Source organism: Brevibacillus agri (assembly GCF_004117055.1).
In the GTDB taxonomy this organism is placed as follows: Bacteria; Bacillota; Bacilli; order Brevibacillales; family Brevibacillaceae; genus Brevibacillus; species Brevibacillus agri.
Genome location: NZ_CP026363.1, coordinates 2896082 through 2919616, shown reverse-complemented (window position 1 = coordinate 2919616; position 23535 = coordinate 2896082). Strand labels below are relative to the sequence as shown.

General features: G+C 54.1%; 24 protein-coding genes and 2 riboswitches. Of the genes, 4 read left to right on the top strand and 20 right to left on the bottom strand.

Translation table 11 applies throughout. The annotated features are described in order from the left end of the window. Window positions 1-1212 carry an alanyl-tRNA editing protein gene (locus BA6348_RS14680; protein WP_007782029.1) on the bottom strand — a complete coding sequence of 404 codons (1212 nt, stop codon included), beginning with the start codon at window positions 1210-1212 and terminating at the stop codon, window positions 1-3. A 114-nt stretch (window positions 1213-1326) separates the two neighbouring features. Here BA6348_RS14680 and BA6348_RS14675 point away from each other — a divergent pair, with 114 nt between their 5' ends. Then, window positions 1327-1713: a DUF2203 domain-containing protein gene (locus BA6348_RS14675; protein WP_005828758.1), complete on the top strand. Its 387-nt coding sequence runs from the start codon at window positions 1327-1329 to the stop codon at window positions 1711-1713. 8 nt (window positions 1714-1721) lie between these two features. Here the strand turns inward: BA6348_RS14675 and BA6348_RS14670 are convergent, their stop codons facing one another. Continuing rightward, window positions 1722-1949 carry a hypothetical protein gene (locus tag BA6348_RS14670; RefSeq protein WP_007782024.1) on the bottom strand — a complete coding sequence of 76 codons (228 nt, stop codon included), beginning with the start codon at window positions 1947-1949 and terminating at the stop codon, window positions 1722-1724. 94 nt (window positions 1950-2043) lie between these two features. Between BA6348_RS14670 and BA6348_RS26755 the strand changes: the two genes are divergently transcribed. Next, entirely contained in the window at window positions 2044-2205 is a 162-nt protein-coding gene (locus tag BA6348_RS26755; protein WP_157797544.1) for a hypothetical protein, read from the top strand. Window positions 2206-2290: 85 nt separating this feature from the next. On the opposite strand, the gene BA6348_RS14665 is transcribed toward BA6348_RS26755, so the two are convergent. The 11 genes from BA6348_RS14665 to BA6348_RS14625 form a co-directional block, all read right to left on the bottom strand. Next, window positions 2291-3574, bottom strand: a complete 1284-nt coding sequence (locus BA6348_RS14665; protein ID WP_005828761.1) for a glycoside hydrolase family 18 protein — start codon at window positions 3572-3574, stop codon at window positions 2291-2293. A 64-nt stretch (window positions 3575-3638) separates the two neighbouring features. Next, on the bottom strand, window positions 3639-3950 hold the full coding sequence (locus BA6348_RS14660) for a thioredoxin family protein (protein WP_122952743.1): 312 nt from the start codon (window positions 3948-3950) through the stop codon (window positions 3639-3641). A 113-nt stretch (window positions 3951-4063) separates the two neighbouring features. Beyond that, a complete protein-coding gene (locus BA6348_RS28030) occupies window positions 4064-4186 on the bottom strand; it encodes a hypothetical protein (RefSeq protein WP_353505639.1) in 123 nt (40 codons plus the stop codon). A gap of 300 nt (window positions 4187-4486) precedes the next feature. Continuing rightward, window positions 4487-4786 carry a hypothetical protein gene (locus tag BA6348_RS14655; protein ID WP_005828764.1) on the bottom strand — a complete coding sequence of 100 codons (300 nt, stop codon included), beginning with the start codon at window positions 4784-4786 and terminating at the stop codon, window positions 4487-4489. Between the two features lie 58 nt (window positions 4787-4844). Then, window positions 4845-5549 (bottom strand): C39 family peptidase, encoded by a 705-nt coding sequence (locus BA6348_RS14650; protein WP_238503774.1) that lies wholly within the window; start codon window positions 5547-5549, stop codon window positions 4845-4847. Further along, a complete protein-coding gene (locus BA6348_RS27370; protein ID WP_238503773.1) occupies window positions 5549-5893 on the bottom strand; it encodes a hypothetical protein in 345 nt (114 codons plus the stop codon). The genes BA6348_RS14650 and BA6348_RS27370 overlap by 1 nt, the downstream gene beginning before the upstream one ends. Before the next feature lie 533 nt (window positions 5894-6426). Further along, window positions 6427-6765: a hypothetical protein gene (locus BA6348_RS27365; protein WP_005834889.1), complete on the bottom strand. Its 339-nt coding sequence runs from the start codon at window positions 6763-6765 to the stop codon at window positions 6427-6429. A 152-nt stretch (window positions 6766-6917) separates the two neighbouring features. Further along, a complete protein-coding gene (locus tag BA6348_RS14640) occupies window positions 6918-8414 on the bottom strand; it encodes a long-chain-fatty-acid--CoA ligase (RefSeq protein ID WP_122952742.1) in 1497 nt (498 codons plus the stop codon). Between the two features lie 61 nt (window positions 8415-8475). Beyond that, the gene (locus BA6348_RS14635) at window positions 8476-9732 is read right to left on the bottom strand and encodes an MFS transporter (protein ID WP_026557251.1); all 1257 of its coding nucleotides are present in this window, start codon (window positions 9730-9732) and stop codon (window positions 8476-8478) included. 52 nt (window positions 9733-9784) lie between these two features. Beyond that, window positions 9785-11089: a CapA family protein gene (locus tag BA6348_RS14630; protein WP_005834884.1), complete on the bottom strand. Its 1305-nt coding sequence runs from the start codon at window positions 11087-11089 to the stop codon at window positions 9785-9787. 39 nt (window positions 11090-11128) lie between these two features. Next, window positions 11129-12028 (bottom strand): MurR/RpiR family transcriptional regulator, encoded by a 900-nt coding sequence (locus BA6348_RS14625; protein WP_005834882.1) that lies wholly within the window; start codon window positions 12026-12028, stop codon window positions 11129-11131. 313 nt (window positions 12029-12341) lie between these two features. On the opposite strand from BA6348_RS14625, the gene BA6348_RS14620 reads away from it, so the two are divergent. Further along, window positions 12342-12806: an SgcJ/EcaC family oxidoreductase gene (locus BA6348_RS14620; RefSeq protein WP_005834879.1), complete on the top strand. Its 465-nt coding sequence runs from the start codon at window positions 12342-12344 to the stop codon at window positions 12804-12806. 144 nt (window positions 12807-12950) lie between these two features. Here the strand turns inward: BA6348_RS14620 and BA6348_RS14615 are convergent, their stop codons facing one another. The 6 genes from BA6348_RS14615 to nrdI all read right to left on the bottom strand — a co-directional run bounded on the left by BA6348_RS14615 (window position 12951) and on the right by nrdI (window position 21533). Then, window positions 12951-13445: an acyl-CoA thioesterase gene (locus tag BA6348_RS14615; RefSeq protein ID WP_005834877.1), complete on the bottom strand. Its 495-nt coding sequence runs from the start codon at window positions 13443-13445 to the stop codon at window positions 12951-12953. Window positions 13446-13469: 24 nt separating this feature from the next. Further along, window positions 13470-15755, bottom strand: a complete 2286-nt coding sequence (gene metE / locus BA6348_RS14610) for a 5-methyltetrahydropteroyltriglutamate--homocysteine S-methyltransferase (RefSeq protein WP_007782007.1) — start codon at window positions 15753-15755, stop codon at window positions 13470-13472. Between the two features lie 144 nt (window positions 15756-15899). Then, window positions 15900-16099, bottom strand: a riboswitch (cobalamin riboswitch). 148 nt (window positions 16100-16247) lie between these two features. Then, a complete protein-coding gene (gene brnQ / locus BA6348_RS14605) occupies window positions 16248-17600 on the bottom strand; it encodes a branched-chain amino acid transport system II carrier protein (RefSeq protein WP_007782002.1) in 1353 nt (450 codons plus the stop codon). 484 nt (window positions 17601-18084) lie between these two features. Then, window positions 18085-19038 (bottom strand): class 1b ribonucleoside-diphosphate reductase subunit beta, encoded by a 954-nt coding sequence (nrdF, locus tag BA6348_RS14600; RefSeq protein WP_005834871.1) that lies wholly within the window; start codon window positions 19036-19038, stop codon window positions 18085-18087. A gap of 64 nt (window positions 19039-19102) precedes the next feature. After that, window positions 19103-21187, bottom strand: a complete 2085-nt coding sequence (nrdE, locus tag BA6348_RS14595) for a class 1b ribonucleoside-diphosphate reductase subunit alpha (protein WP_007781999.1) — start codon at window positions 21185-21187, stop codon at window positions 19103-19105. Beyond that, window positions 21174-21533, bottom strand: coding sequence for a class Ib ribonucleoside-diphosphate reductase assembly flavoprotein NrdI (gene nrdI / locus BA6348_RS14590; RefSeq protein ID WP_005834868.1), 360 nt, complete (start codon window positions 21531-21533; stop codon window positions 21174-21176). Before nrdI ends, nrdE begins: the two co-directional genes overlap by 14 nt. Before the next feature lie 153 nt (window positions 21534-21686). Further along, a riboswitch (cobalamin riboswitch) is annotated at window positions 21687-21884 on the bottom strand. 174 nt (window positions 21885-22058) lie between these two features. Between nrdI and BA6348_RS14585 the strand changes: the two genes are divergently transcribed. After that, window positions 22059-22880 (top strand): alpha/beta hydrolase, encoded by an 822-nt coding sequence (locus BA6348_RS14585; protein ID WP_005834865.1) that lies wholly within the window; start codon window positions 22059-22061, stop codon window positions 22878-22880. Between the two features lie 125 nt (window positions 22881-23005). Here BA6348_RS14585 and BA6348_RS14580 read toward each other — a convergent pair whose 3' ends face one another. Then, a complete protein-coding gene (locus tag BA6348_RS14580; protein WP_005834863.1) occupies window positions 23006-23518 on the bottom strand; it encodes an ACT domain-containing protein in 513 nt (170 codons plus the stop codon). Window positions 23519-23535: the final 17 nt, after the last annotated feature.

The following is a 23535-nucleotide window of genomic DNA, read 5'->3' as shown; positions in this document are numbered from 1 at the left end:
TCAGGCCAGCGACTGGGCAAGCAGCTTGCGGGCGTGCGCCAACACTTCGTCCGCAGCAGGCGCTGGTTGACCGCCGCCCTGCGCCATCGCCGGATTGCCGCCGCCTTTTCCGGCAATCAACGGCAGCGTCTCCTTGATAAGCTGGTTGACGGCGACGTTCACGTCCTGCCCCCGCGCAAACACAAGCTGGGTCTTCTCGTCAGTCGCTGCGGCCAGCAAGCATACGACGTCCGGCGCCTCCGCGACTGCGAGCTGGGCGTACTGCTGCAGTTGCTGGATCGTTTTGTCCGGGAAAACTTGCGCGATGACACGCACAGTTCCCACTTGCTCTGCCACGCCAAGCTGCTTTCGGACTTCGCCTTCCAGCAGTTGCTTTTCGGCGTCGGCGAGCCTTGCTTTCAAGCTGTCCCGTTCGGCCAGTACGCGCTCTGCCTGCGCGATCAGCTCCGCCTCGCTGGTCGCAAACCGCTTCGCCAGCTCGCGCACAGCCGCCTGCTTGCGCGTGTAATCCCGCAAAGCCCGCAAGCCGCAGATGAACTCCAGCCGGATGTTTCCGCGATGGCGCTCCCAGCCGAGAATTTTAATCATGCCCACTTCGCCCGTGCGCGCAGGATGTGTGCCGCCGCACGGATTGTAGTCGTACTCGGGGATGATGACGACGCGGACATTTTCCGTGACCGTCGGCTGTTTTTTCAGCGGCAACGTAGCCAGCTCCTCGTCGTCGACAAACCGGGCGATGATCGGATGGTTTTCCAGCACGACCTGGTTGGCCCGCTGCTCGACTGCTTCCCACAAATCCGCTGTCAGCTCATCCAGGCGCACGTCGATCGTCACGCGTTCTTTTCCCAAATGAAACGCGACCGTCTCCGCCCGCGCGACTTCCAGAAACGCGGCGGACAAAATGTGCTGTCCGGCATGCTGCTGCATGTGATCGAAGCGGCGGTCCCAATCGATCTGCCCGACCACTTCCGCGCAGTCCTCCGGCAGCGGAGCTTCCAGCCGATGACGCACCTCGCCCGCTACTTCTTCCACGTCGATGACCCGACATTCTCTGAGCGTGCCCACATCCCCGGGCTGTCCGCCTCCCGTCGGGTAAAACGCCGTCTGGCTCAGCACAGCGTACGGCGTTCCATCCTCTTCCGTGCCCTGCCGCAGTACGCGCGCCGAAAACGTTGTCGCATACGCATCTTGATAATAGATTCTGTCTTCCATCTTTGCTCCTTGCCGCCGGAGCGGAAAGCCATTTGCGCTTTTTCCATTCCGGCCATTTTCTCCCGCCAAGGGTGATATTATACTAATAAAATAGAGATCGTGGAGGGATGATCCGTGAACAAAAAAATCTTTACGCTTCAGGAAGCGAACGACTTGTTGCCCTATGTACGTGAAGAACTCTCGTTTTTGCAAAAATCGAAGCGCTCTTTCTACGAAATGTATCAAAAGCGCGAGCAAATCAAAAAGCAGCAGCCCGTTGACGAAGAGGCGCTCTTTTCGGTGGAATGCCAGCTTGAGTTTCTCGAACTGGAAGCGAAGATGCACGTCACCCAACTGATCGGCAAAGGCATCCAGGTGAAGGACATCGACATCGGCCTGTTCGACTTTCCCGCGATCATCGACGGCGAAGAAGTGCTCCTGTGCTGGCGCGAGGGCGAGGAATCCATCACCCACTACCACGGGTTGCGCGAGGGCTTCATGGGCCGCAAGCCGATCCGGTGACGGCTTTTTTAGCCAAACAGCCGATCCATCTGCTGTTCGCGCACGAGGCGCTCTTCCGGGCTTGCCAGATCGTATTTTTTCAACAGGTGAAACAGCTCGTTCAAACGCTCCTGGCTAAGCTCTCCTTCCAGCATGCGCTGGAACTGTCCTACCCGCTCTTCGGACAAAAACGGCGCTTGCTCGGCCAACTTCTTTTGCACATCCTCTTTGCTGTGATCCAGCTTGCATTCTCCCATACTTTCTCTCCTTTTCTACGTATTCTTTTTCCATCATACCACGATTGCTGCCAATCGAAAACGTGACCGGGCCAACACTTGCAGCGGCCCGGCGTTGCTGAAAAAGCACGCGCGAAACAGCGAGGGGCTCGTTTTGTCGGACAGCCTGGCTGTTTTGTACCCGCCTCTGGCGACGAACCGCTATCTGTTCTGCAACGAGTCGTCGTCCATTGCCGGGAACTGCGCCAGCAGACAAAAGGAGCGTGCGCCCTCCTGACTGGCTGACAGGCACACGGCGAAAAAAGTACCAGCCGGAAAACGAAAAAGGCGTACAAGCCGAAAGTGGATTGCACGCCTTCTCGCTACGCCCGTTTGCGGACGCGGAAGTTGCTTTCGATCAACAGCCAGTTTTGCGGAAACGGCAAACCGAGCTTCCAGTAGCTGACTCCGCGTATGCCCAGTTGCTTCACCAGATCGAACTTGGCTTGAATCGAGCGGGCGTCCTCAAACCATACTTCATGCCGCCTGCCGTCGTCTGCCGTATAGTGGAAAAACGGCGCCTGCGCCCGGTAATCGTAGCGAATCACGGCGTTTTCCCGCGCTGCCAAGGCAATCGCCGCTTGCGGACTCAACGCTCTCGCCGTCGTCCCCTGCTCATAAGGCAGCGTCCAGTCGTAGCCGTACAAGTTTTGACCCATCAAAATTTTTTCGGCCGGCATTTCGGTCAGCGCGTATTGGAGGACGCGACGCACAGGCCCGATCGGTGACACGGCCATCGGCGGCCCCCCGCTGTAGCCCCACTCATACGTCATGATGACGACAAAGTCGGCAATTTCGCCAATCGCCCGGTAATCGTGGGCGCTGTACCATCTGCCTTGCTGCTCGGCGCTCGTCTTCGGTGCCAAAGCGACGGAAATCATCATCCCCTGAGCGTGCGCCCGGTCGCGAGCCCTGCGCAAAAAGCGGATGTACGCCTCGCGATCCGCAGCCGGGAGCGCCTCCATATCGAAATGGATGTCCCCCATCCCAAGCTCTCTCGCCGTTTGAAAAATGTTGTCGAGCACCTTGTTTTGCAGCTCCTGGTCGTTCAGGATAAGCCCGCCCAGCTCGGTGCTGAACTGGTCGCTTTCCAGGTTGGTGACGACGAGCATCAGCACGACCTGGTTTTCTTTTGCAATGGCAGGAAAATCGTTCAATGGCGGCCGGGCCAGCGTCCCGTCCCGCCTGATCCGAAAGCTGAACGGCGCCAGGTACGTCAAATGCGGTGCCGCCGTGCGCACGTCCGCTTCCAGTGCTGCCGACACCGTCCTGCGCGGCTCCGCATACGCGTTGAAATCCGCCGCCCGACGCGGACGGGGCGGGATGTACAAGCGTTGCCCGATTTGCAACGGGCGGTACTGCGATATGTTATTGACGCGGGCCAGCTCGGCTGCGCTGATCTGGTAGCGCTGCCCGATCGTGTACAAGGTGTCTCCCTGCCTGACCCAGTAGTAGCTCCCGACAATCGGAATCACCATCGCCTGTCCCGCGACGAGCCTGCCCGGATCGGGTAGCTCGTTTGCCTCCGCGATCTCCTCAGCCGTCGTCCCATACGCTGCTGCTATTCCGGACAGCGTCTGTCCTTCTTCCACGACATGGATTTGCATGCGCCTCCCCCTTCGCAATATGTCTCTCTTTCTTTTATTCAGGACGAAGGAGATAGGTGTTTGTCTAGACGAGTGTTTTCAGCACGTCGTACAAATAACCGACGGAGCGCAGCGCATAATGCCTGCCTGTGACCTGTTCCCCGCGAAACAGGAACAGGGCCGGGACGCTCGTGATTTGCAGCCGCTCTGCAAGGGCTGCGGCCGTGTTGATGTTGAGCTGGTACAACGGAAGCGGCTCCGGGAGCGCTTCCCTGGTGACGTGCAGCATCCGCTCCGCCAGCTTGCAGGTGCCGCACATGGGAGTGTAGATGAACAAGGCGAAGGGCTTGTTTTGTTGGCAAAGGCGGTTGAGCGTGGTGGTGTCGATTTCTTGCATCTGGCGCCTTCCCTTCCTTTTTCTTGATTCTTTATGCTAGGCATGTCGGGAATGCCTTGTCAATGGGCGGAGGGAAAAGGAAAAGAACGGAAATGAACGCACAGCCAACTATCTCAATTGATACGTTTCCCGTTACCTGCAAAGGCTTCATCACCGTGTGTTTGATATTCATACTCCCATCGGCTACGCGTCGTAGGAGGAAGGCCTGAAGCTTTCGCAACAGGGGAGACTTTCATTCCTTCATGCATGATTTGCAACACGGCAGTTATCTTTAAGGCGTTGTCATACTTTTACGCATAGAAAAATAACCTCTTTACACAAAGTTATCCTTCGTCTTAACTCCGTGTAAAGAGGATTGATGAAAGTCCAATATTGGTCTTACCTTCGTGTCAAGTAAATTTGGGAAAGTCGATACATCACATGCTTCTCCACTCATTAATCGGGTATCTCTCCAAACCAATACGAACATAAACTCTGATTCACTTACGTAATTCTCTCGGTTTAGTGTATTTAATCTATTGACAGAGGTCCATTTATCATTCCTCATAAATATTCATAACTTCACCCTCTCCCCACATTCTGACATATACAGTATACTTTTTTTGTTCTTGTTTATCATTGATACCTGTAACATACAATCGCTGTCCATATCTATAAGAAGGTATATCTGCTCCAAGTTGTTCGATAGGAACATTGTATTTCTTGCTTATGTACTCAATAGCATGTTTGTTTGCTGCTATTCTACCATTGATCGTTCCGAAGAATTCAGAGCATCCACTAACAAGAACTGCTAGGATCAAAAGAACCCCAACGATTTTTATAATTCGTTTCAGCATATTCGATATCTCCTTACGTCTAGAGTAAGTCTCTTACTTACCCTAGACGTACTATTAACTAATTAATATCTATTGATACCATAGTAACAATATCCTCATGAGTTACATAATCGATATAAGCAACACCGCCTACACTATCATGGATATACATTATTTCATCGCCATCACCTTCAATATATCCTACTCCTGTTGTCCAATGGTAATCATAAACATATTCATCCCCCCAACTATCGTCAAACACAAACCAATCATCGAATTTAATTGCTAGAGGTCTATCTGCTCTAATTTCCGATTTATAGGTAGTGAAATTATTGAAACTATTTGTTTTAACAGAATACTTACCTCCATGTTCATTAGTGTGAATTTTTATAGCATCTCTTAGTTTACCAGTAGTCATCCCTAAAACTGTCCCTCCATGTGTATCCCACATGTGGTTAATCATATCCGCTTCCGAGTAATAATCAAGTCCGCGTATTTTACTTTTGCTTTCTTCAGATCTCCAGTATTCAGCTATTGTTGCGAGGGTAGTCGGCCCACAAGAACTAGCTGGATAGTCCACACCGCTCCCCCATTGATTCATTATTTCAACACCTTTGATATAATCCTCTTTTACTGCTGCGGTTGAAACAGCTGATGTATCTTTACGAGATGTGGTTTTACTATCAGAGATAAACAACTCCCATTTATCTATTGATTTTGAGTTTTTCTTAATGCGCAATTCTCTTTTATCTAACTGATTACTTTTGCTTACGCTTTTCTGCATCAAAGAGCTTTTTTCAATGCATCATTAATTCTATCTACAACATTTGTATCACTTTCAGCTTTATAGAGAGTCACATTACCAGCGTAATAATATTTACCATCATCGTCTATGATCTTAATATCAGGTTCGCCACTTCCGGCTGAGAAAAGCGGTGAGTAGTCAGTATTGGATGATAGTAACATAAAGAAGCTCTCTTCCCCATTCTCAAACTGATAATAGTAACCTAACTCGTTATCATCAAGGTCATAAAATGGAATCACATTGGTTTTGTCTTCAAACTCTACAGTAGTCTTCAATCTCTTCAAATATTCTTTTGCTACTTGATCTACAACTTCTTCTGTCACTTCGTTGCTCTTTGCTTGTGCGACAAATGTTGCTTGTACTAAGATGAGCGATAATGCAAAAAAATAATGAGATTAGTTTCTTAAACACCAAATTACCTCCTTATGTATTTTATTACACATTATACCATTTCGTATCAACATTTGCACTCAGAATCGTCTATAATGTTTTGTCGATTCCGACCATTTTTAATGTGCATCAGGAATAACCTTGTAATTAGACATTGTGTAATACGATCCAATACATTAACACGATCTTCAATCTATCTTCCCCAATTTCGTTCAAACTATTTACTAAGAATTCAAACTGTAACGCGGTGTTTGCCATGCTAACGGTCACCAAGTGAAGCAGAAGCCCTTTTCTTATGAGAGCAGCTATCCGTTATCGACCGATGATGCGGTGGAGTAAGCAATCCTCTTTTTCCCGCATTCACAAAAAAATACAGCTATCTGCAAGCAAGCGACAAAAAATGCCGATGCTCCTCTACAGGAAGCATCGACTTTTTGCAAATGTAGAAAACCCTACCGCCCAATACTCACCCAACCTGCTTCTCTGTCGTCGTGCAGACCGCGGACGAATTCCAGCTTCCTTTGTCCTGTGCCTTTGCTACTTCGTACATCTGCGATACCGTGTCTCCGACGAGTACGGGCACGTGCTGTTCGTGGGCTGCTGCTGCATAGAGCTGCAAGTCTTTTGGGCATGTGGTCGGCGCAAAAGGTCGCGTTTTGGTAAGTACCGTACAAAATTTTTGAATGACCGATGCCAGCATGTACGGATCGACGCCGGTGTTGCGCCGCCCATTTCCGCCTGAATTTTGCCGCCGCGCGCCTCGACTGTTTGCCCAAAGCCAGTCAGTCCAGCTTACGACGATCACGTAAACGAAATACCCTTGATGAAAGGTGCCCTCCCGTTATTCCGTATAAGAATCCGCTCTGGGCAAAAAAGAGCCAGATCCCGCGCGGGTCTGGCTCTTCTCCTTCTGTCAATCACAATCAGCTAACTATGTCGCACACGTCCAAGCGCAGATTACTTGCGCAAGCTGCGGCGCAAAATTTTGCCCGTGCTGTTTTTCGGCAGCTCCGGTACGATTTCGACCAGGCGCGGCACTTTGTACTTCGCCAATTTGTCCTGGCAAAACGCGACGATGTCTTCCTGGGACACCGCTACTTCTTTGAGCGCGACAAAAGCTTTGACTGCTTCGCCGTGCACTTCGTCCGGCACGCCGATCACCGCCGCCTCGATAATCGCCGGGTGCTGGTAGAGCACTTCCTCCACCTCGCGCGGGTAGACGTTGTAGCCGTCGACGAGAATCATGTCTTTTTTGCGGTCTACGATGTACACATACCCTTCCTCGTCCATCCGCGCCATATCGCCCGTGTACAGCCAGCCATTTCGAAGCGTAGCGGCCGTATCTTCCGGCAGTCCCAAATAACCGAGCATGACATTCGGGCCTTGCACCACCAGCTCGCCGACTTCGCCGCGCGGCAGCTCGTTGCCCTCCGGATCGACGACCTTGTTCACGACATGGGGGATGTTCACTCCGACCGAGCCAGGCTTTCTCGTCCCGCGCAACGGGTTGAAGGCAGTGGCCGGAGCCGCCTCGGACAGCCCGTAGCCTTCTAAGATCATTACTTCGTACTTGGCTTCGAACTTGTGCAAGAGCTCGACTGGCATGGATGCGCCGCCCGAGCAGCAGAGACGGACGGAAGCGAAATCTTCCTTCGTCGCATTCGGCAGTTGGAGCATGTAGTTGTACATCGTCGGCACGCCCGCAAAGCAGGTCGCTTTTTGCTCGCGGATCGTATTGACCACTTCTACCGGATGGAAGCGTGGAATGATGATAATGGATGCGCCGTAGCGAATCGGACCGTTGAGGCAAACCGTCATGCAAAAGACGTGGAACATCGGCAGCACCGCTACCACCCGATCTTCGGGGAGCAGCTCGAACAAAATCCCCATCGCTTCTGCATTGGAAGCCATGTTGCGGTGAGAGAGCATCGCGCCCTTCGGCTGCCCGGTCGTGCCGGACGTGTACAAAATCACAGCGAGATCGTCTTCGTGTCGCTCTGGCTCGACAAAGCTGCCGTCCCCCGCTTGTGCGACCTGCTCCAGCGTCAGCTCGTCGCCTGTCGCCTCCGTGTAGATGAGATGTGTCACATGCTCCAGTTGTTCCTTCAAGGGGGTAAGGACAGGTTCGAGCGCGGCGAGGGCGATCACGGCTTTAGCCTGGCTGTTGGCGAGGATAAAGCTGATCTCCCGCGGCGTGTAGATCGGATTCATCGGGACGACGGCAGCACCTGTCCGCAAAATCGCGTAGTAAGCGCTTACAAACTGTGGCCGATTGTCCATGATGAGCGCAACAGCGTCTCCTTTTCCGATCCCGAGCTTGGCCAAGCCGGAGGCCAGCTCATCCACCTGCTGGTTCAATTCTCGGTACGTGGTCGTCTCCCCCGAAAATATGTAGGCGGGATGGTCCGGGAAATTTTGTGCGCTTTGCCGCAAGTTTTCATTCAAATGATACATCACATCTACCCCCTTTTCAGAAAATTTTAACACCTGAAACGAGCCGGATAAAGCATTTCTTTTAGGAAACCGTAGGGATTTCTGCGAGCAACGGCGTCTTTTTTTCTTCCCGTTTGGCAAAGAGCAGAAAGAGGACGCCGCAGCCGACAAACAAGAGCGCATTCACGATCATCGCATGGCTGAAGCCGACGCCGACATTCCCTGCTGCCTGCACAATCGAGCCCGTGACGAGCGGAGAAATTATCCCGGCCAGCGTGACGAGACTGGACAGCACGCCTACAAGCAAGCCCGTGCGTTCTGGCAGCATGCTGCTGACGATGACAGAGGCGGCCGTGCCCACGGAAAAAGCAAACCCTTTTCCCAGGCAGAGCGCGATTAGCACAAGCGGCGTCGACTGGACGAAGGTGACCGCATAAAAGCACACGCCACCCAAAATGATCGAGACTCCCCCTACCAGCACGTACGATTTTCGGTAGCTGCGATGCTTTTTATAGAGGCGATCCCCTGTCCAGGAAATCAGGATGGTCATCAGCCCTGCCAAAAGCCCCATCCCGGCAATCGAGTAGGCCATTTGCTGATTCGTTAAATGGATGACTTGCACCAGGTAGACAGGCTCCCATACAGAGGCAAACGTCGTGCCCCAAATTTGCGCGAAATAAATGAGAAAGCAGAGCAAAAACGTCGCCGAGAGCAGGACGCCGGAGATGTCCGTCCACCTGGCTTTGGGCAAAGCTGCCGCAGGCTTTGCCGCCTCGACGCTGATCGGCAGTCTGTCCTTGCCGACCCACAGCCAGATCAAAAGCCAAATCAGGCTGAGAGCGCCCATGAACGCCCAGGCAAACCGCCAGCCGTTGCTGTCAATGAGCGAAACCAGCAGCGGAGCCGAGGCCACAGCGCCCACAAAAGCGCCGAAGTTGACGGTCGAATAGACGAGCCCGCGCTTTTCTTCGGGAAACCATTTGTTCAGGTGGCTGACCACCGTCGCCCAAAACGGGCCTTCGCCGATGCCAAGCAGCACCCTCGCGACCACGAGCATCGGCAATCCGGCGATCGCATAAGCGCCAAACTGGATGACCGTCCAGGACAAAGCCATGATGGCGAGCATCTTTTTCGTCCCGATCCGGTCCGAGAGCGCCGCCCCCAGGATTCCGGCGATCGAGAAAAACCAGAAGAAGCTGCTTCCGACCAGCCCCCACTCTTTTTGCGACAGGGAAAACTCTGCCATAATCGGTACCGCAGAATAGCCCGCAATCGTTTTGTCCGCATAGTTAATCATGTACAGCACGAACAGCATGACCATGGTGATTCTCGCCATCATGTGAATCACTCCATTCAAGTATGGGATGGAAAGCAGATTCGGCGCAGCCAGCTCAGCCTTTTTGCAGCCGCACCCTCCCGATGCCGTTGTCCATTTCGATAACCGTGCCGTACGGTTCGCAAAGCGCCCGCAGTCCGAGCAAAATCTCCGGGTTCGCGCTCAGTCTCGGCCAGCCCATCCGATAGACAGGCTGCTCGAAGCCAAGCTCAATCGGGTGCAGCTCCAGCTCGACCAGCTCGCCATTTTGCATACTCCACAGCGGAATGACCGACTGCCACACCTCTTTGTGCACGCACAAGCCGCGCGTGTAGTTCGCGCTCATCGCCTCCAGCGCGTCTGCGACGTTGTGCGTATGGTCCAGCCCGTAATGTTCGTAAAAATCGGCCGGCTGCGTCGTCACTAACTCGGTCTGGAAGACGAAATCGCCCAGGCTGTAAAAGATCGGCCTGTTTTTGTAAATTTCGATGCCGCGCAGCAGATGCGGACCGTGCCCAACCACGGCATGCGCCCCGGCGTCGATACACGCTTTGGCGAAAACAGGCAAAAAGTCTGCGGGCACCTCTTTGGCATCGCCTTTCATCTCATGCGCGTGAATGCTGACCACGACGTAGTCGGCGCGCCGCTTCGCCTCCCCGATCCGCTGCACGATCCGGGCCCGATCGCGCGGATGCGGCTGAGTCGTCGTCCCCTCCTCTTCTCCCGCCATAAAGCGGGCGTTTCCGAACAAAAAAACGTCTTTGCCCGGATCGTTCATGAAGCCTTCCTCGATCAATAGCTTGTTGAAGGCGTTGATGTCTGTCACAGCGGCAATCTCTTGCAGCCTGGCGAGCTTTTCCGGCTGCAAATAATGCGTCATGACGTAGCGCAGCGGATTGATTCCGGGGCGGCCGATGCTGTCTGGACGCTGTTCGCCCGCCGCCCACCACGGATGGAACGTCGATGTCGCCGCGATCAAGGCCACTCTCGCCGACTCGCATTCGAGATAGCGGGGAGCGGACGCCTCCGCGAGATTTTTGCCAGCGCCGGCATGGACGAAGCCGTATTCATTCAGGTGGCGCTCCGTCGCTTCCAGCCCGCCGTACAAATAGTCGAGCGTGTGATTGTTCGCCCAGCCGATCATGTTAAAGCCATAGTCCTTCAATACCTGCAACGAAGCTGGCGGCGACATCGCCCAGGTGCCGCCGCTTTGCGCGCTCGGATAGCCTTCGTTGTCGTGCACGGTCGACTCCAGATTGGCGATGCGCACATCGGCACGATGCAGCAAACGGGCTACTTCCTGAAAAGCGTGATCGCGATAAGGCAAGTCGCATGTGAGAAAGCTGTCGCCTGTAGCGGCGAACCAAACGGGCAAAGACATGGCTGCATCCTCCCTTACTTTTTTGATAAGCGTTGGATTTTAATAGATCGAAAAGTCTTCTTCCTCTTCTCCGACGAAGGAGTAGAGCTTCGAGCTGATCTCATCGTAGTGCTGCAGCCGTTGTTGCACACGCGCAGCATCGTGGACCATCACCCCTTTGACGAGGACATTCAGCACCGAAAACAGCGTAGGCATGCCGCTGGTCGCAACAGGCTGCGGCGTCGTGATTTTCAGCAGCAGATCGGCAGCCTGGCTGATCGGCGACAGCTCGCCCTCGGTAATCGCGAGCACTTTTGCCCCCAATGCCTTGGCGGAATGCACCATGGCGACCGTCTCGCTCGGATGGCGCGGAAAAGAAAGCGCAATGACGAGCCACTCCTGCTCGCGTTCGGTCAAAAAGTAGTCGGCGTTGTCGACCGCGCCCGTGTACAGGTGGGTGTTGCCCTTGATCGCGTTCAAGGCGGAAAACAGCCACTTCGCCGGGATGTGGCACCAGCGAAACCCTACGACGACGATCCGGTGCGCCGCCATAATGCTTTGCACAGCCTGATGCAGCAAGCCGTAGTCGATCTGCTGCAAGCTTTGCTGGAGGTAGGCGATGTCGGTTTCGATGACCTGGTGCGCGTAATTGTCGCGGGTGAGCGCAGCTTCGGTGTCGCGGTATTTCTGGATCGGCCCCTTTCTCTGGTCGCCGATCAACAGCGACTTTTTGATCTCCTCCTGCAACTCTGTGTAGCCGGAATAGCCCAGCGCGTAGCAAAAACGAATGACGGTCGCCTCACTCGTATTCGTCAGCTCCGCGATTTTTTTGGCCGTATGGATAGCTAGCAGGCTCGGCTTTTCGAGGGCGATTTTGGAAATGATCTTTTGGCTGGCGGTCAAATGGCCGTATTGCTTGCGAATGCGTTCTTTTACGTGCTGGTGCTGATCCTGATCCATACCGAAAAGACTCCTTTGCGTTTCGTTTGGTGCAAGTTTTGAGAATAGTATATCTTTTGCATTAATTCACTTCAATACATATTGAAAAATGTAGTTTATCCTTCAGTTTGCTGCCTGCCATCGCTGTACGACCGGAACTCCATCCGGATGGAAACACACTCGCAGCGAAGCGCACGGCAGCCACAGCAGACCATGCACACGCGCGGCGCGATCCTGAAAGTAGCGTTCGGTGCGTGCTCACAAGCCTTTGACATCGTTTCGGGTTCGTATGATACACTATGGTTCAAACAGCCACCCAAGGAGGTACGCCAGGATGGGCACAGCCACACACGAAGATGCGATTCGCACCCTCTACCGGCAAGTCATTCGCGGCTGGAACGAACACAGTGCATCCGGCATGTCCGCTCCGTTCGCGGCAGACGGCGAGCTTATCGGCTTTGACGGCAGCCATCTGATCGGACGAGCCGCCATTTTTACGCACCTGCACGACGTTTTTTCCCACCATCTGACTCCCCCCTTTGTGTACAAAATCAAGTCCGCATGCCTGCTCAGCGAGGAAGTGGGGATGGTTCGCGCCATGGTCGGCATGATCCCTCCCGGAAAAGACGAGCTTGATCCAGCGCTCCATGCGCACCAGACGCTCGTAGCGAAAAAGCAGGGCGAGCAGTGGGAAGCCGTACTGTTTCAAAATACGCCTGCACAGTTTCACGGACGGCCCGAGCTAGTCGAGCAGTTTACAGAGGAGCTGCGGCCGTTGGTGCGGCAACAGTTGTTTTGACGTTGCGGCTTTCCCCGTGCCGCATTGTGTGTTTGCCCTTGATCCCTTAGTGCCTGCGTGCCGCTCACAGCAAAAGCCCTCAACCTGTCGGTGAGGGCTTTTGGCATTGCTTTTGTTGCTGTATGCTGTTTCTTGCAACGGTGACTACAACTCCGCCTTCCGCTGCTTCCTCAGCGCGTAGCGATGCTTCGCCTTTTCGTGCTGGAGGCGCTCCTCCTCGGTTTCCGGGATGACGGCGGGCACCAGCGTCGGCTTGCCTTGCTCGTCGAGGGCGATCATCGTCAAGTACGCTCTCGCGGTCATGCGTTTTTCGCCTGTCAACAGATTTTCCGACTCCACCTTCACGAACACTTCCATCGACGTGTTGTGCGTCCAGGTGACGTACGCTTCCAGGTTGATCGCTTCCCCTGTCTTGATCGGCGCGAGGAAATCGAACGAATCGCTGGACGCGGTGACTACCGGCTTGCGGCAATGGCGCATCGCCGCGATGCAGGCGATCTTGTCGACGTACGCCATTACTTTGCCGCCGAAGATCGTATTGTGATGGTTCGTATCCGGCGGGAAGACGAGGTCTGTCAAAAAAGTTCTCGACTGCCCGACAGGCCGTGCTTCTGTTGCGATCTGGGCTTCTGTTGCCATCTGTACTGCTCCTCTCGCTCATGCTTATGCTTTTTGTGCCAGGCGGTTTCGTACTGCGTGTGTCGCCGCTACCATGTTTTTCAGAGACGCGATTGTTTCCTCTCGGCCCCGCGTCTTCAGCCCGCAATCCGGGTTGATCCAGAATTGCCCTGGCGGCAGGACTTGCACGCCGCGGGACACCATTTCCTCGATCTCGGCCACAGCCGGAACGCGCGGGCTGTGGATGTCGTAGACGCCGAGGCCGATCCCTTTGTCGTACGTGCACGTCCCGAACACCGAGACGAGCTCGCCGTGGCTGCGGGAAGTTTCGATCGAGATCACATCGGCATCCAGCTCGCTGATGGCGTCGATGAAATCGTGGAATTCGCAATAGCACATGTGCGTATGAATTTGCGTGCCAGGCTCGACTGTCGAGGTAGCGACCCGGAACGACTTGACCGCCCAGTCCAGATACGCGGCTCTGTCTGCCTGCTTGAGCGGCAAGCCTTCCCGCAATGCCGGCTCATCCACCTGAATCATGCGAATGCCCGCCGCTTCCAGCGCCTCCACCTCTTTGCGCAGCGCCAGCGCGATCTGCTCGCACACTTCCTGACGGGAGACGTCGTCGCGCACGAACGACCAGTTTAAAATCGTGGAAGGACCTGTCAGCATCCCTTTCACTGGTTTATCCGTCAACGACTTGGCATATACGCTCTCCTTGACCGTCATCGGGGAGACGAACTGCACGTCGCCGTAAATGACCGGCGGTTTGACGCAACGGGAGCCGTACGACTGCACCCAGCCGTTTTTCGTGAAAACGAAGCCGTCGAGCTTTTCTCCGAAATATTCCACCATGTCTGTCCGCTCGAACTCGCCGTGCACCAGCACATCCAGGCCGATCTGTTCCTGAATGGCGATCCACTCGCGGATTTGCTCCTGAATGAACGCATCGTACTGTTCGACGGTCCAGTTTCCTTTTTTGAACTGCTGTCTGGCCTGGCGAACTTCTGTCGTCTGCGGGAAGCTGCCGATCGTCGTCGTTGGCAGCAGCGGAAGCTTCCACGTCGCCTGCTGAATCTCGCGACGCTCGTGGAACGGCACTGCCCGCTTCGCCGCTGTCGACGCCAGCGCTTTTCTCGCCTCCTGCACTTCCTGGCGGTTCCGTGCCGGAGATTGGGCCAAGCGCTGCAAGTCTTTCTCGTTCTGGGCGATTTCCTTCGAGATAACATACTTTCCATATTGGAAACCTTGGACTAATAAGCGCACTTCAGCCAATTTCTCATCGGCAAACGCCAATGCGACGCGCACTTCTTCCGGCAAATCGGTTTCGTCTTCGACGGTAACCGGAACGTGCAGCAGGCTGCTCGACGGCTGAACCCATACCCGCTCTGGGGCTACTACGGTGCACAACGTTTTGACCAACTCCCACTTTTCCTCCAGGGCCGAGCGCCAAATGTTGCGTCCGTCGATGACCCCGGCGCCGAGCACTTTGTCTTGCGGAAAACCGTGCGTCGTCAAGTTGGCCAGGTTCGCTGTTTTCCCGTGAACAAAATCAAGGCCCAAACCGTGGACAGGCAGTTCAATCAGCTCCTCGTACCAGTCCACCGCTTCAAAGTACGTCTGCACCATCAGCTTCAGGTGCGGCAGCGCCTGGCTGAACTGCTCGTACACGCGACGAATGAGCACTTTGTCTTGCCCGGTAAGATCGAGGACAAACGCAGGCTCGTCGATCTGCACCCACTCGACGCCGTGCAGTTCCAACTCGCGAAGGACGTCCACGTACAGCGGCACGATCTGATCGACGACGCGTTCAAATTCGTCTTTGGCATACCCTTTGGACAGCTTGACAAACGTGTACGGCCCGACGATGACAGGCTTGCCGGCGATCCCTAGCTGATCTCTCGCCTCCAGGTACGCTTGCAGCGGCCTGTTTTCCGTCAAGACAGGCGTGCGCTCGCCGAACTCGGGGACGATATAGTGGTAGTTCGTGTTGAACCACTTGGTCATTTCGCTGGCGACCGCGTCTTTGTTGCCGCGCGCCATCGCAAAATACGTAGCCAGCGGCACCGGACCGCCCGCATACGCGAACCGCTTCGGAATCAGGCCGAACATGACCGCCATGTCGAGCATGTGGTCGTAGAAAGTAAAGTCGTTGACCGGAATCCAGTCGATCCCCTTTTTTTGTTGTTTGACCAGGTGCTGCTTGCGAATTTGCTCCATTTGCGCAAGGAATGTCGTCTCGTCGAGTTTCCCCGCCCAAAAAGCTTCCAGTGCCTTTTTCCACTCGCGATCTTTGCCGATCCGCGGATATCCCAAGTTGCTGCTTTTCATTTGCTTCCTCTCCATCCTTTGCGATCATTTTTTCGATTTCGCCCAATAAAAAAGGCATCTCCAACGATCAGAAAGAACGTTAGAAATGCCAAATAAACACTGAGATCACAGCATCCTAACACCTCCCTATCTCCCGTAGGTTAAGCAGTGTTGTCGAAACAGGCAGGTCTCCTGACTTGAGGATCATGATCTGCACAACGCCTTCCCAGTCAGCTCGACCAGTGGCCAAAAGTTGTGCAAACTCCCCTCATACAGTGGCGGGACCGTGTCGGATTCTCACCGACTTCCCTTTTCATCCTTGCGCCGATATTCATCGCCAAGGAACCTGTCTCCACTCATATGAAATTGTCGGTATGAGTGCATGTGCCCCAAAAATGGGCGGGACACACCTTTCTTCATACAGTAACACGTAAACCAGTTTTTGTCATGCTAAACTATTTCCACTTTGCAAACTGATGTCAACGTTCAGGCTGCTTCCTCATAATGCCTGTCCTATTGCTTGGTCAGGCGAAGCTCACGCGCGCGCAGCGATGGTTTGCGCATCAAATAAACGAGGTAGCCGCCAACGCCCCCGATCAATGCAGGCAGCAGCCAGCCCAGGCCGATCGTGTACATCGGCAAGTAGCGGGAAAAGACGTCGTTGATCGCCGCAAGCTCGACCCCGGCAGCATTCAGCCCGTCAAACAGGCTGACGAGAAACGTACCGAACAAGCTGCCTTGATACACCTCTGGCCGACCGCCAAACCCTTGATGCAAAAACGTCAAAAAGATCAGCGAGATGGCGATTGGGTACATCGTCGTCAAAATCGGAACAGACACCTTGATGAGCGCAGTCAACCCGATATTGGCGACGAGCGTACTGAACACAGCCAAAATGACGGCAAACTTTTTATACGAAATGCGCGGAAACATCGCGTGGAAATACGACGAGCACGCCGTAATCAATCCGACGCTGGTCGTCAGGCACGCCGCAGTAATCATCAGGCCGAGCAGCAGGCCGCCGTAAGAACCGAAGTAATAATTCGACACTTTGGCCAAAATTTGCGCCCCGTTTTCCAAATGGCCGAGCTTTTCCACGCTGGAAGCGCCCATGTAGGCAAGCACCGAGTAGAAAAACGCCAGGAGCGCACCCGCAATCAGCGTTGCTTTGGCGCACGTCAGCAAAATTTGCTTTTTCGACGTAACCCCTTTTTCCTTGATCGCATTGACGATGATGATGCCGAATACAAACGCCCCGAGCGCGTCCAGCGTCAAATAGCCGTCCTGGAATCCTTTGAAAAACGCCTTGGACTGGTAATCGCCCACTGGCGCTTGCAGCTCGCCAATCGGATACACAATCGCCGTCAGGACGATGATGCCGATAAACGTCAGCTTCATCGGTGTCAAGACTTTTCCGACTACATTGATAATTTTTCCTGGATTGAGCGACAACAGGCAAGCGAGCGTGAAGAACAAGACGGTAAACACAATCAACGGCAAAGGCCCGGCCTGCTCGGACAAGAACGGCTTGATCCCGATCTCAAACGAAACATTCCCGGAGCGCGGAATCGCAAAAAACGGCCCGATCGCCAAATAGAGCAAAATCGTGAAAACAAGACCGAACAGCGGGTGCACACGGCTTGCGAGCGAACGCAAATCGTCTTTACCTGAATACACCAACGCTGTAATTGCCAAAAGTGGCAAGCCAACCCCTGTCACGAGAAAACCGGCGTTGGCTTCCCAGACGTTCGTTCCCGCCATCTGTCCCAGCATCGGTGGAAAAATCAGGTTGCCTGCTCCGAAAAACAGCGCAAACAGCATAAATCCGATGATGACGATAAACGAATATGAAACTTTTTGAAGCATGACAAAAACCTCCTGTGAGTAAGAACGAAGGGCCTTGTAAGGAACCCTCAGATTAGTGAAAAAATTCACGAAGTCTAGCGGCTCGTCCAGCCTCCAGCCAAACTGGATAACACTGGATTCATTGTCAGATAAATCAGTCCTCCAGACGCATGACACGATGATTCTGCGACTCTCGTCACTGCCGCTTTGCTGTTCCAGCCTAAGCCCAACTCGGCTCGACCGGATGGCAATCAAAAGAGCCGACACATCATTTATTTATAACATAAATATGAATGAAAAGGTATTTTAAAATGAAGAATTCTTTTATTCCTTTCTATAAAAGATTCTTGATCGAGAAAATCTCACAGGAAGGAATGTGGGCAACTCATCCGCTACTTCGCGCGCGCCTGTGCATGCGCGCCGCTCGCCCCTTTTCGCGTAACGGGCACGACAAAAAGGCTGCCGTCTGTAGACAGCAACCCTTTTAAACGATCGTTTAACTTTTTTACTCAAAGCGAAAATCGTCATCCGTCAGCGGCTCGACGTTGAGCGTGCGGACGTAGCCATTGCCTTTTTTCGAGAAGAAATCATGCTGCTTCGTGTGCGTGCGAATCCCGTTCAAGACGATCGGGTTGACTTCCTCCTCGGGGAAAAACGGCTCCAGCCCCAGATTCATCAACGCTTTGTTCGCGTTGTATCGCACGTAGGCCAACACCTCGTCCGCCAGGCCAATCTCTGTGTACAAGGAGACAGTGTACTCCTCTTCGTTTTGGTGCAGCTCGTGCAATAGCGCGTACAGCTCCTCTTTGACCGTCGCCTGCTCCACGACGCTGAGCCGCTGGTACACTTCCTGCGCGAGCACGCCGACGTACAGGCCGTGAATGCTCTCGTCCCGGACGATCAGGTCGATGATTTCGCCGCTGCTCGTCATCTTGCCCTGCCCGGCCAAAAAGAGCGGGTAGAAAAAGCCGCTGTAAAACAGGTAGCTTTCCAAAAAGACGGAGGCGACCATCGCCATGTACAAATCTTTTGGCGTCTCGATCTCCTGGTAGCGCTTTGCGATCAGCGCCGCTTTCTTTTGCAGATGCGGACTCTGCTCCACCCAGGCAAAAATTTCGTCAATTTCCTCCGTGGCCGCGAGCGTCGTGAAAATGCTGCTGTACGATTTGGCGTGGATTTGCTCCATCATGCCCATGAAAGCCAGGACGGCTTTGCGCTGCAGCCCGTCCACATGCTCCATGATTTTCGGCATCCCGACGCCGCCTTGCACGGTGTCGAGCAAAGTCAGTCCGCCGAGCACTTTTTTGTACGTGTCCCGTTCCGAAGCGCTGAGCTCCATCCAGGACATTTTGTCATCCGAGAGCGGAATCTCGTCATCGGTCCAGAACTGCATGATGTTCTGGTTCCAAAACGTCATCGTAAAATCGTCGTCTGGCCTGTTCCAATTGACAGCTTTCATTAGGGCGTTCCTCTTCTCTGAAAAAACTTTGTTCCATGCCGGATGGTTCCTCACAGTAAACGGCTTAAACGGCGCAGCTAATGCACTCTTCTACCGTCAAATGCTTGGTGCGCGTGTAGTAGAGCGACTTCAAGCCTTTTTTCGCGGCGTAAATATAGTAGCGCGCCAGCTCTCTGGTCGAGATGTTGCTGTTGACGTGCAGCACGGTGGAAATGCCTTGGTCCACATGCTCCTGGATTTCGGCGATCAGATCGATCACTTTGAACTGGTCGATCACATAGGCAGATTTGTAGTAAAAATAGTTTTCCTGCGACAAATACGGCATCGGGTAGTAGGTCGTCGAGTTCGCGTACGTTCTCGTTTCGATGTGCTCGACAACCGGCATCACGCTCGACGTCGCATTCTGAATGTAGGAAATGCTCTGCGTCGGCGCAATCGCCAGACGGTACGCGTGATACAGTCCGTTCTTCTGCACCTTTTGCTTGAGCGCGGCCCAATCCTCCGGCGTCGGAATGTGCATGCCTGCGAACAGTTGCTTGCCTTTTTCCGTGCGCGGACGGTAGTCGTTTGCGAGGTATTTGTCAAAATACGTGCCTTTGGCGTACTCCGACTGCTCGAAGCCCATGAAGGTTTCCCCTTTGGCCATGGCGATCTCCATGCTCATTTCCAGCGAGTAGAAGTTCATCATCATGAAGAACGTGCGGGCGAAGTCTTTTGCTTCCTCGCTCTCGTAGGCGATCTTGTTTTTCGCCAGGTAGCCGTTCAGGTTCATCGCACCCAGCCCGACGGAATGCAGCTCGCGGTTGGCCTTTTGCACGCCTGGCGCATTTTCCACGCGGGTCACATCGCTCACGGCGGTGATCGCCTCGATGCCCTCGCGCACGGATTCGCGCACTTTTTTGTGCTCCATCACGTTGACGATGTTCAAGGAAGCGAGATTGCAGCTAATGTCGCGGCGGATGATGTCCGGCTCGCCGTAGTTGGTAATCGTGGACGTCTCCTGGAGCTGGAAAATTTCCGTGCACAGGTTGGACATTTTCACGGAGCCGATGTCCTTCAGCGCGTGATTTTTGTTCGCGTTCGTCTTGTTCATGATGTACGGGTAGCCCGACTCCATCTGGATCATCGCGATCTTGGTGAGCATTTCGCGGGCGCTCATGACTACCTTTTTCTTGACGCGCTCGTTTGCCACCAGCTCGTCGTACATCTCGTCGAGATCCAGATCATCCAGATGGGCGCCGTACTCCTTGTAGACGGAGTAAGGAGCGAACACTGTCAACGGCTTGTTTTCCTCTGCCAGCTTGTAAAACACATTCGGCACGATCAGGCCGATCGACAGCGTCTTGATCCGCGACTTTTCATCGGCATTGATCTTTTTGCAATCGAGAAACTCGTTGATATCCCAGCCGAAGATGTTGTAGTAGGCTGCCCCGGAGCCTTTGCGCTGCCCCATCTGATCGGCGTAGGAAAACGCGTCCTCCAGCAGCTTGAGTACAGGCATGACGCCCTTGGCTGCGCCCTCGACGCCTTTGATCGGCTCTCCGCGCCCGCGCAGCTTGGACAGGTTGACGGCCACGCCGCCGCCGATTTTCGAAAGCTGCATGCAAGTGCCGAGAACGTAGTTGATCGAGTTCAAGGAGTCGTCCATTTCCAGCAGGAAGCAGGAGACCATTTCGCCGCGGCGGCTTTTCCCCGCATTGAGGAACGTCGGCGTCGCCGGCTGGAGTCGCTGGTCCATCATCGACACGGTCAGCCGCTTCGCCAGTTCGAAGTCTCCGCGCCCGAGCGAGAGCGCCACAATCGCCACCCGATCCGGGTACTGCTCCAGATACATCGATTTGTCGTCTGTTTTCAGGGCGTAGTCTTTGTAAAACTTGGAGATAGCCATGTACGAAGCGAATTGAAAACCAGCGTCATGCGCCAGGCGGAACACTTCATCGACCTGTTCAACCGTGTAGCTTTCATACACATTTTCATAAAAGTCATTTTCGATCAAATAGTCCATGCGCTCTTTCACGCTGTTGAAGGTCATCGTCTTCGCCTGTACTTCTTCCATGAAGACCGCGACTGCCTCTCTGTCCTTTTCCAGTTGGTAAAATCCGTCGCTTCCTCGCTGCATCAGTTGGTTGTTCAATTCAATGTGTCGCAATTGCTGCCACCCCACTCGTAAATTGTTCCACGTCACGGCCGGTACCGGACAGTTCGAATTTGGAAATGACCGGAACGCCATATTGGCTGGCGATCGTGTCTGCGCTTTTGGCAAAGCTGGCTCCCCAGTTGCGGTTGCCGCTGGCTGACACGCCGCGCAAATAGACATGATTCCGCTTCAGAAAACGGTCCACCTTCTCCGGCACCTGGCCAAAGCCTGTCGTGTACGTGACCAGAATGAACGGCTCGTCGATCACCATCTCCGGATCAATCTCCACGTGCGGCAGATCGAGCTTGCTGACGAATCGTCTCACGTTTCCTGTTTTCGAATCAAAAGCGATTAACATGTCCCTCATCCTTTACTGCTGTTCTATACTTTTTTAGCCAAAGTAAAAGCGCATCCGACGCCAAAATGTCGAATGCGCATGATGATCCCCATCGTATCCATCCGCCGAAAAACGAATGGAGCGCTCGAACACTTCCCTATCTCCCGTAGGTTACACAGTGCTGACGGTCAGGCAGGTCTCCTGGCTCGGGGTCATCGCTCCATTCGTGCCTTCCCGATCGGCTGAATCAGTGGCGCAAAAACCAAATGGAACTCTCTCATCACAGTGGCGGGACCGCGTCGGAATTTCACCGACTTCCCTATTAAGTCTACCAAATATAGCGTGGCAAACACCTGTCCGCATCAATATGTAGTTGGTAAAACTTACTTTACCTCAATATATCGTAGGAGTCAAGCTCGGCATGCTCTATTTTGGCGACTGATAATCTCTCTCATTTCTCTATTGCCAATCTCTGGTTTGCGTCCATATAATAGGTTTCATGCACAAAAAAGGTAACGCCACCGGCCGATTGGAGAGTGACCCCTGATGGAAAGCACGGTTTATGAAGCAGTAGCCATTCCGCGTTCGCAAACGAGAAAAATGACATACAACGACCGCACGTTCCACATCTTCGTCAGCATCCCCGACGTGGCTTTGCCGCCGTCCGGCTTCCCGGTCATTTACTTGCTGGATGCCAACTCGGTGTTTGGCACCATGACCGAAGCGATTCGCCTGCAATGCCGGGTTCCGGAAAGAACGGGCGTCGATCCGGCCATCGTCGTCGGCATCGGCTACCCGACAGAAGCGCCGTTCCACCCATCGCGCTACTACGACTTCACCCATGTCGTTCCCGCATCCGAGCTGCCCGCTCATCCGCGCGGCGGCGAATGGCCGGAAATGGGCGGGGCAGAAGGCTTCCTCAGCTTCATCGAAGACACGGTGAAGCCCGCGATCGAAAAGGACTTGCCCGTCGACCGCACGCGGCAAACGATTTTCGGACATTCGCTCGGCGGCTTGCTCGTGCTGCATGCCTTGCTGACCCGGCCACACGCGTACCAATGCTACATCGCCGGCAGCCCGTCGATCCACTGGAACGAAAGCGTCCTGCTGGAAGAGGAGCGCCGCCTGCCGTCCCTGCTCACAGACGACTTGCGGGTCAGAGCGCTGCTCGCCATCGGGGAGCTGGAAAACGACGGCCGCTTCCACGTCAACGTCAAGGCGCAGGCGATGGCTGAACGGTTGTCCGCCATGGGCAACGGGCAGATCGAAGCGTCGTTCCGCCAATTTCCGGACGAAAACCACACGTCTGTCCTGCACGTCCTCATCAGTCACGCCATTCGCTTTGCTTCCAAGCCAACTGCCCGCTAGTCAGGGCAGTTTTTTCTTTGCCTCGCTCCATGCACACAAGCAAGCAAACAAGGCAGTCGGCACACGCAAAAAACCGCCCATACGAAAACGATGAGCGGCCATGCATGCACTACTGCTCTTTTCGCCTATTGCAGAGACAACACCTTGTTGATCTGCGGCAGCTCCTCGATGGCAGCTACGACAGTTGGCGTAATCTCTTCGTCGGTGACGCAAATCAACAGGGCGTTTTTCCCCTTTTGCTCACGCGACACATTCATCTTGGAAATATTGATCTCGTGGTCAGCCAGCTTGCGGGACACGTCGTAAATGACGCCCGGATAGTCGGTATGGTGCACCAACAGACCGTGAGCGCCCGGAGGGATCCGACAGGCGCAGTAGTTGATCTCGCTGATGTACACTTCGCGCCAGTCCTGGGCAAACGTGTATTTGTTCGCTCCCACGCGCAAATTCGCCAGATGGTTGGCGTACTCGCCGGAGCTGTTTTGAACCGAAACGCCGCTGCCAAGTCCATCCACCAGAAGCGAAGCGATCTCTTCTTTATTTTCATGGGCCAAAATGCTCAGGGACGCCCCTGCGAGCTGCGGCTCCAGTCTGCGAATCAATTGGGCCAATTCACGAAGTCCAGCATATTGGGTCATGTAATCCCCTCACTCTC

What these genes read in the sequence shown, in the direction of transcription:
- BA6348_RS14680 (WP_007782029.1), bottom strand. Translation starts at nt 1,212, where the DNA reads ATGGAAGACAGAATCTATTATCAAGATGCGTATGCGACAACGTTTTCG.
- BA6348_RS14670 (WP_007782024.1), bottom strand. Translation starts at nt 1,949, where the DNA reads ATGGGAGAATGCAAGCTGGATCACAGCAAAGAGGATGTGCAAAAGAAG.
- BA6348_RS14665 (WP_005828761.1), bottom strand. Translation starts at nt 3,574, where the DNA reads ATGCAAATCCATGTCGTGGAAGAAGGACAGACGCTGTCCGGAATAGCA.
- BA6348_RS14660 (WP_122952743.1), bottom strand. Translation starts at nt 3,950, where the DNA reads ATGCAAGAAATCGACACCACCACGCTCAACCGCCTTTGCCAACAAAAC.
- BA6348_RS28030 (WP_353505639.1), bottom strand. Translation starts at nt 4,186, where the DNA reads ATGAAAGTCTCCCCTGTTGCGAAAGCTTCAGGCCTTCCTCCTACGACG.
- BA6348_RS14655 (WP_005828764.1), bottom strand. Translation starts at nt 4,786, where the DNA reads ATGCTGAAACGAATTATAAAAATCGTTGGGGTTCTTTTGATCCTAGCA.
- BA6348_RS14650 (WP_238503774.1), bottom strand. Translation starts at nt 5,549, where the DNA reads ATGCAGAAAAGCGTAAGCAAAAGTAATCAGTTAGATAAAAGAGAATTG.
- BA6348_RS14640 (WP_122952742.1), bottom strand. Translation starts at nt 8,414, where the DNA reads ATGTATCATTTGAATGAAAACTTGCGGCAAAGCGCACAAAATTTCCCG.
- BA6348_RS14635 (WP_026557251.1), bottom strand. Translation starts at nt 9,732, where the DNA reads ATGATGGCGAGAATCACCATGGTCATGCTGTTCGTGCTGTACATGATT.
- BA6348_RS14630 (WP_005834884.1), bottom strand. Translation starts at nt 11,089, where the DNA reads ATGTCTTTGCCCGTTTGGTTCGCCGCTACAGGCGACAGCTTTCTCACA.
- BA6348_RS14625 (WP_005834882.1), bottom strand. Translation starts at nt 12,028, where the DNA reads ATGGATCAGGATCAGCACCAGCACGTAAAAGAACGCATTCGCAAGCAA.
- BA6348_RS14620 (WP_005834879.1), top strand. Translation starts at nt 12,342, where the DNA reads ATGGGCACAGCCACACACGAAGATGCGATTCGCACCCTCTACCGGCAA.
- BA6348_RS14615 (WP_005834877.1), bottom strand. Translation starts at nt 13,445, where the DNA reads ATGGCAACAGAAGCCCAGATCGCAACAGAAGCACGGCCTGTCGGGCAG.
- metE (WP_007782007.1), bottom strand. Translation starts at nt 15,755, where the DNA reads ATGAAAAGCAGCAACTTGGGATATCCGCGGATCGGCAAAGATCGCGAG.
- brnQ (WP_007782002.1), bottom strand. Translation starts at nt 17,600, where the DNA reads ATGCTTCAAAAAGTTTCATATTCGTTTATCGTCATCATCGGATTTATG.
- nrdF (WP_005834871.1), bottom strand. Translation starts at nt 19,038, where the DNA reads ATGAAAGCTGTCAATTGGAACAGGCCAGACGACGATTTTACGATGACG.
- nrdI (WP_005834868.1), bottom strand. Translation starts at nt 21,533, where the DNA reads ATGTTAATCGCTTTTGATTCGAAAACAGGAAACGTGAGACGATTCGTC.
- BA6348_RS14585 (WP_005834865.1), top strand. Translation starts at nt 22,059, where the DNA reads ATGGAAAGCACGGTTTATGAAGCAGTAGCCATTCCGCGTTCGCAAACG.
- BA6348_RS14580 (WP_005834863.1), bottom strand. Translation starts at nt 23,518, where the DNA reads ATGACCCAATATGCTGGACTTCGTGAATTGGCCCAATTGATTCGCAGA.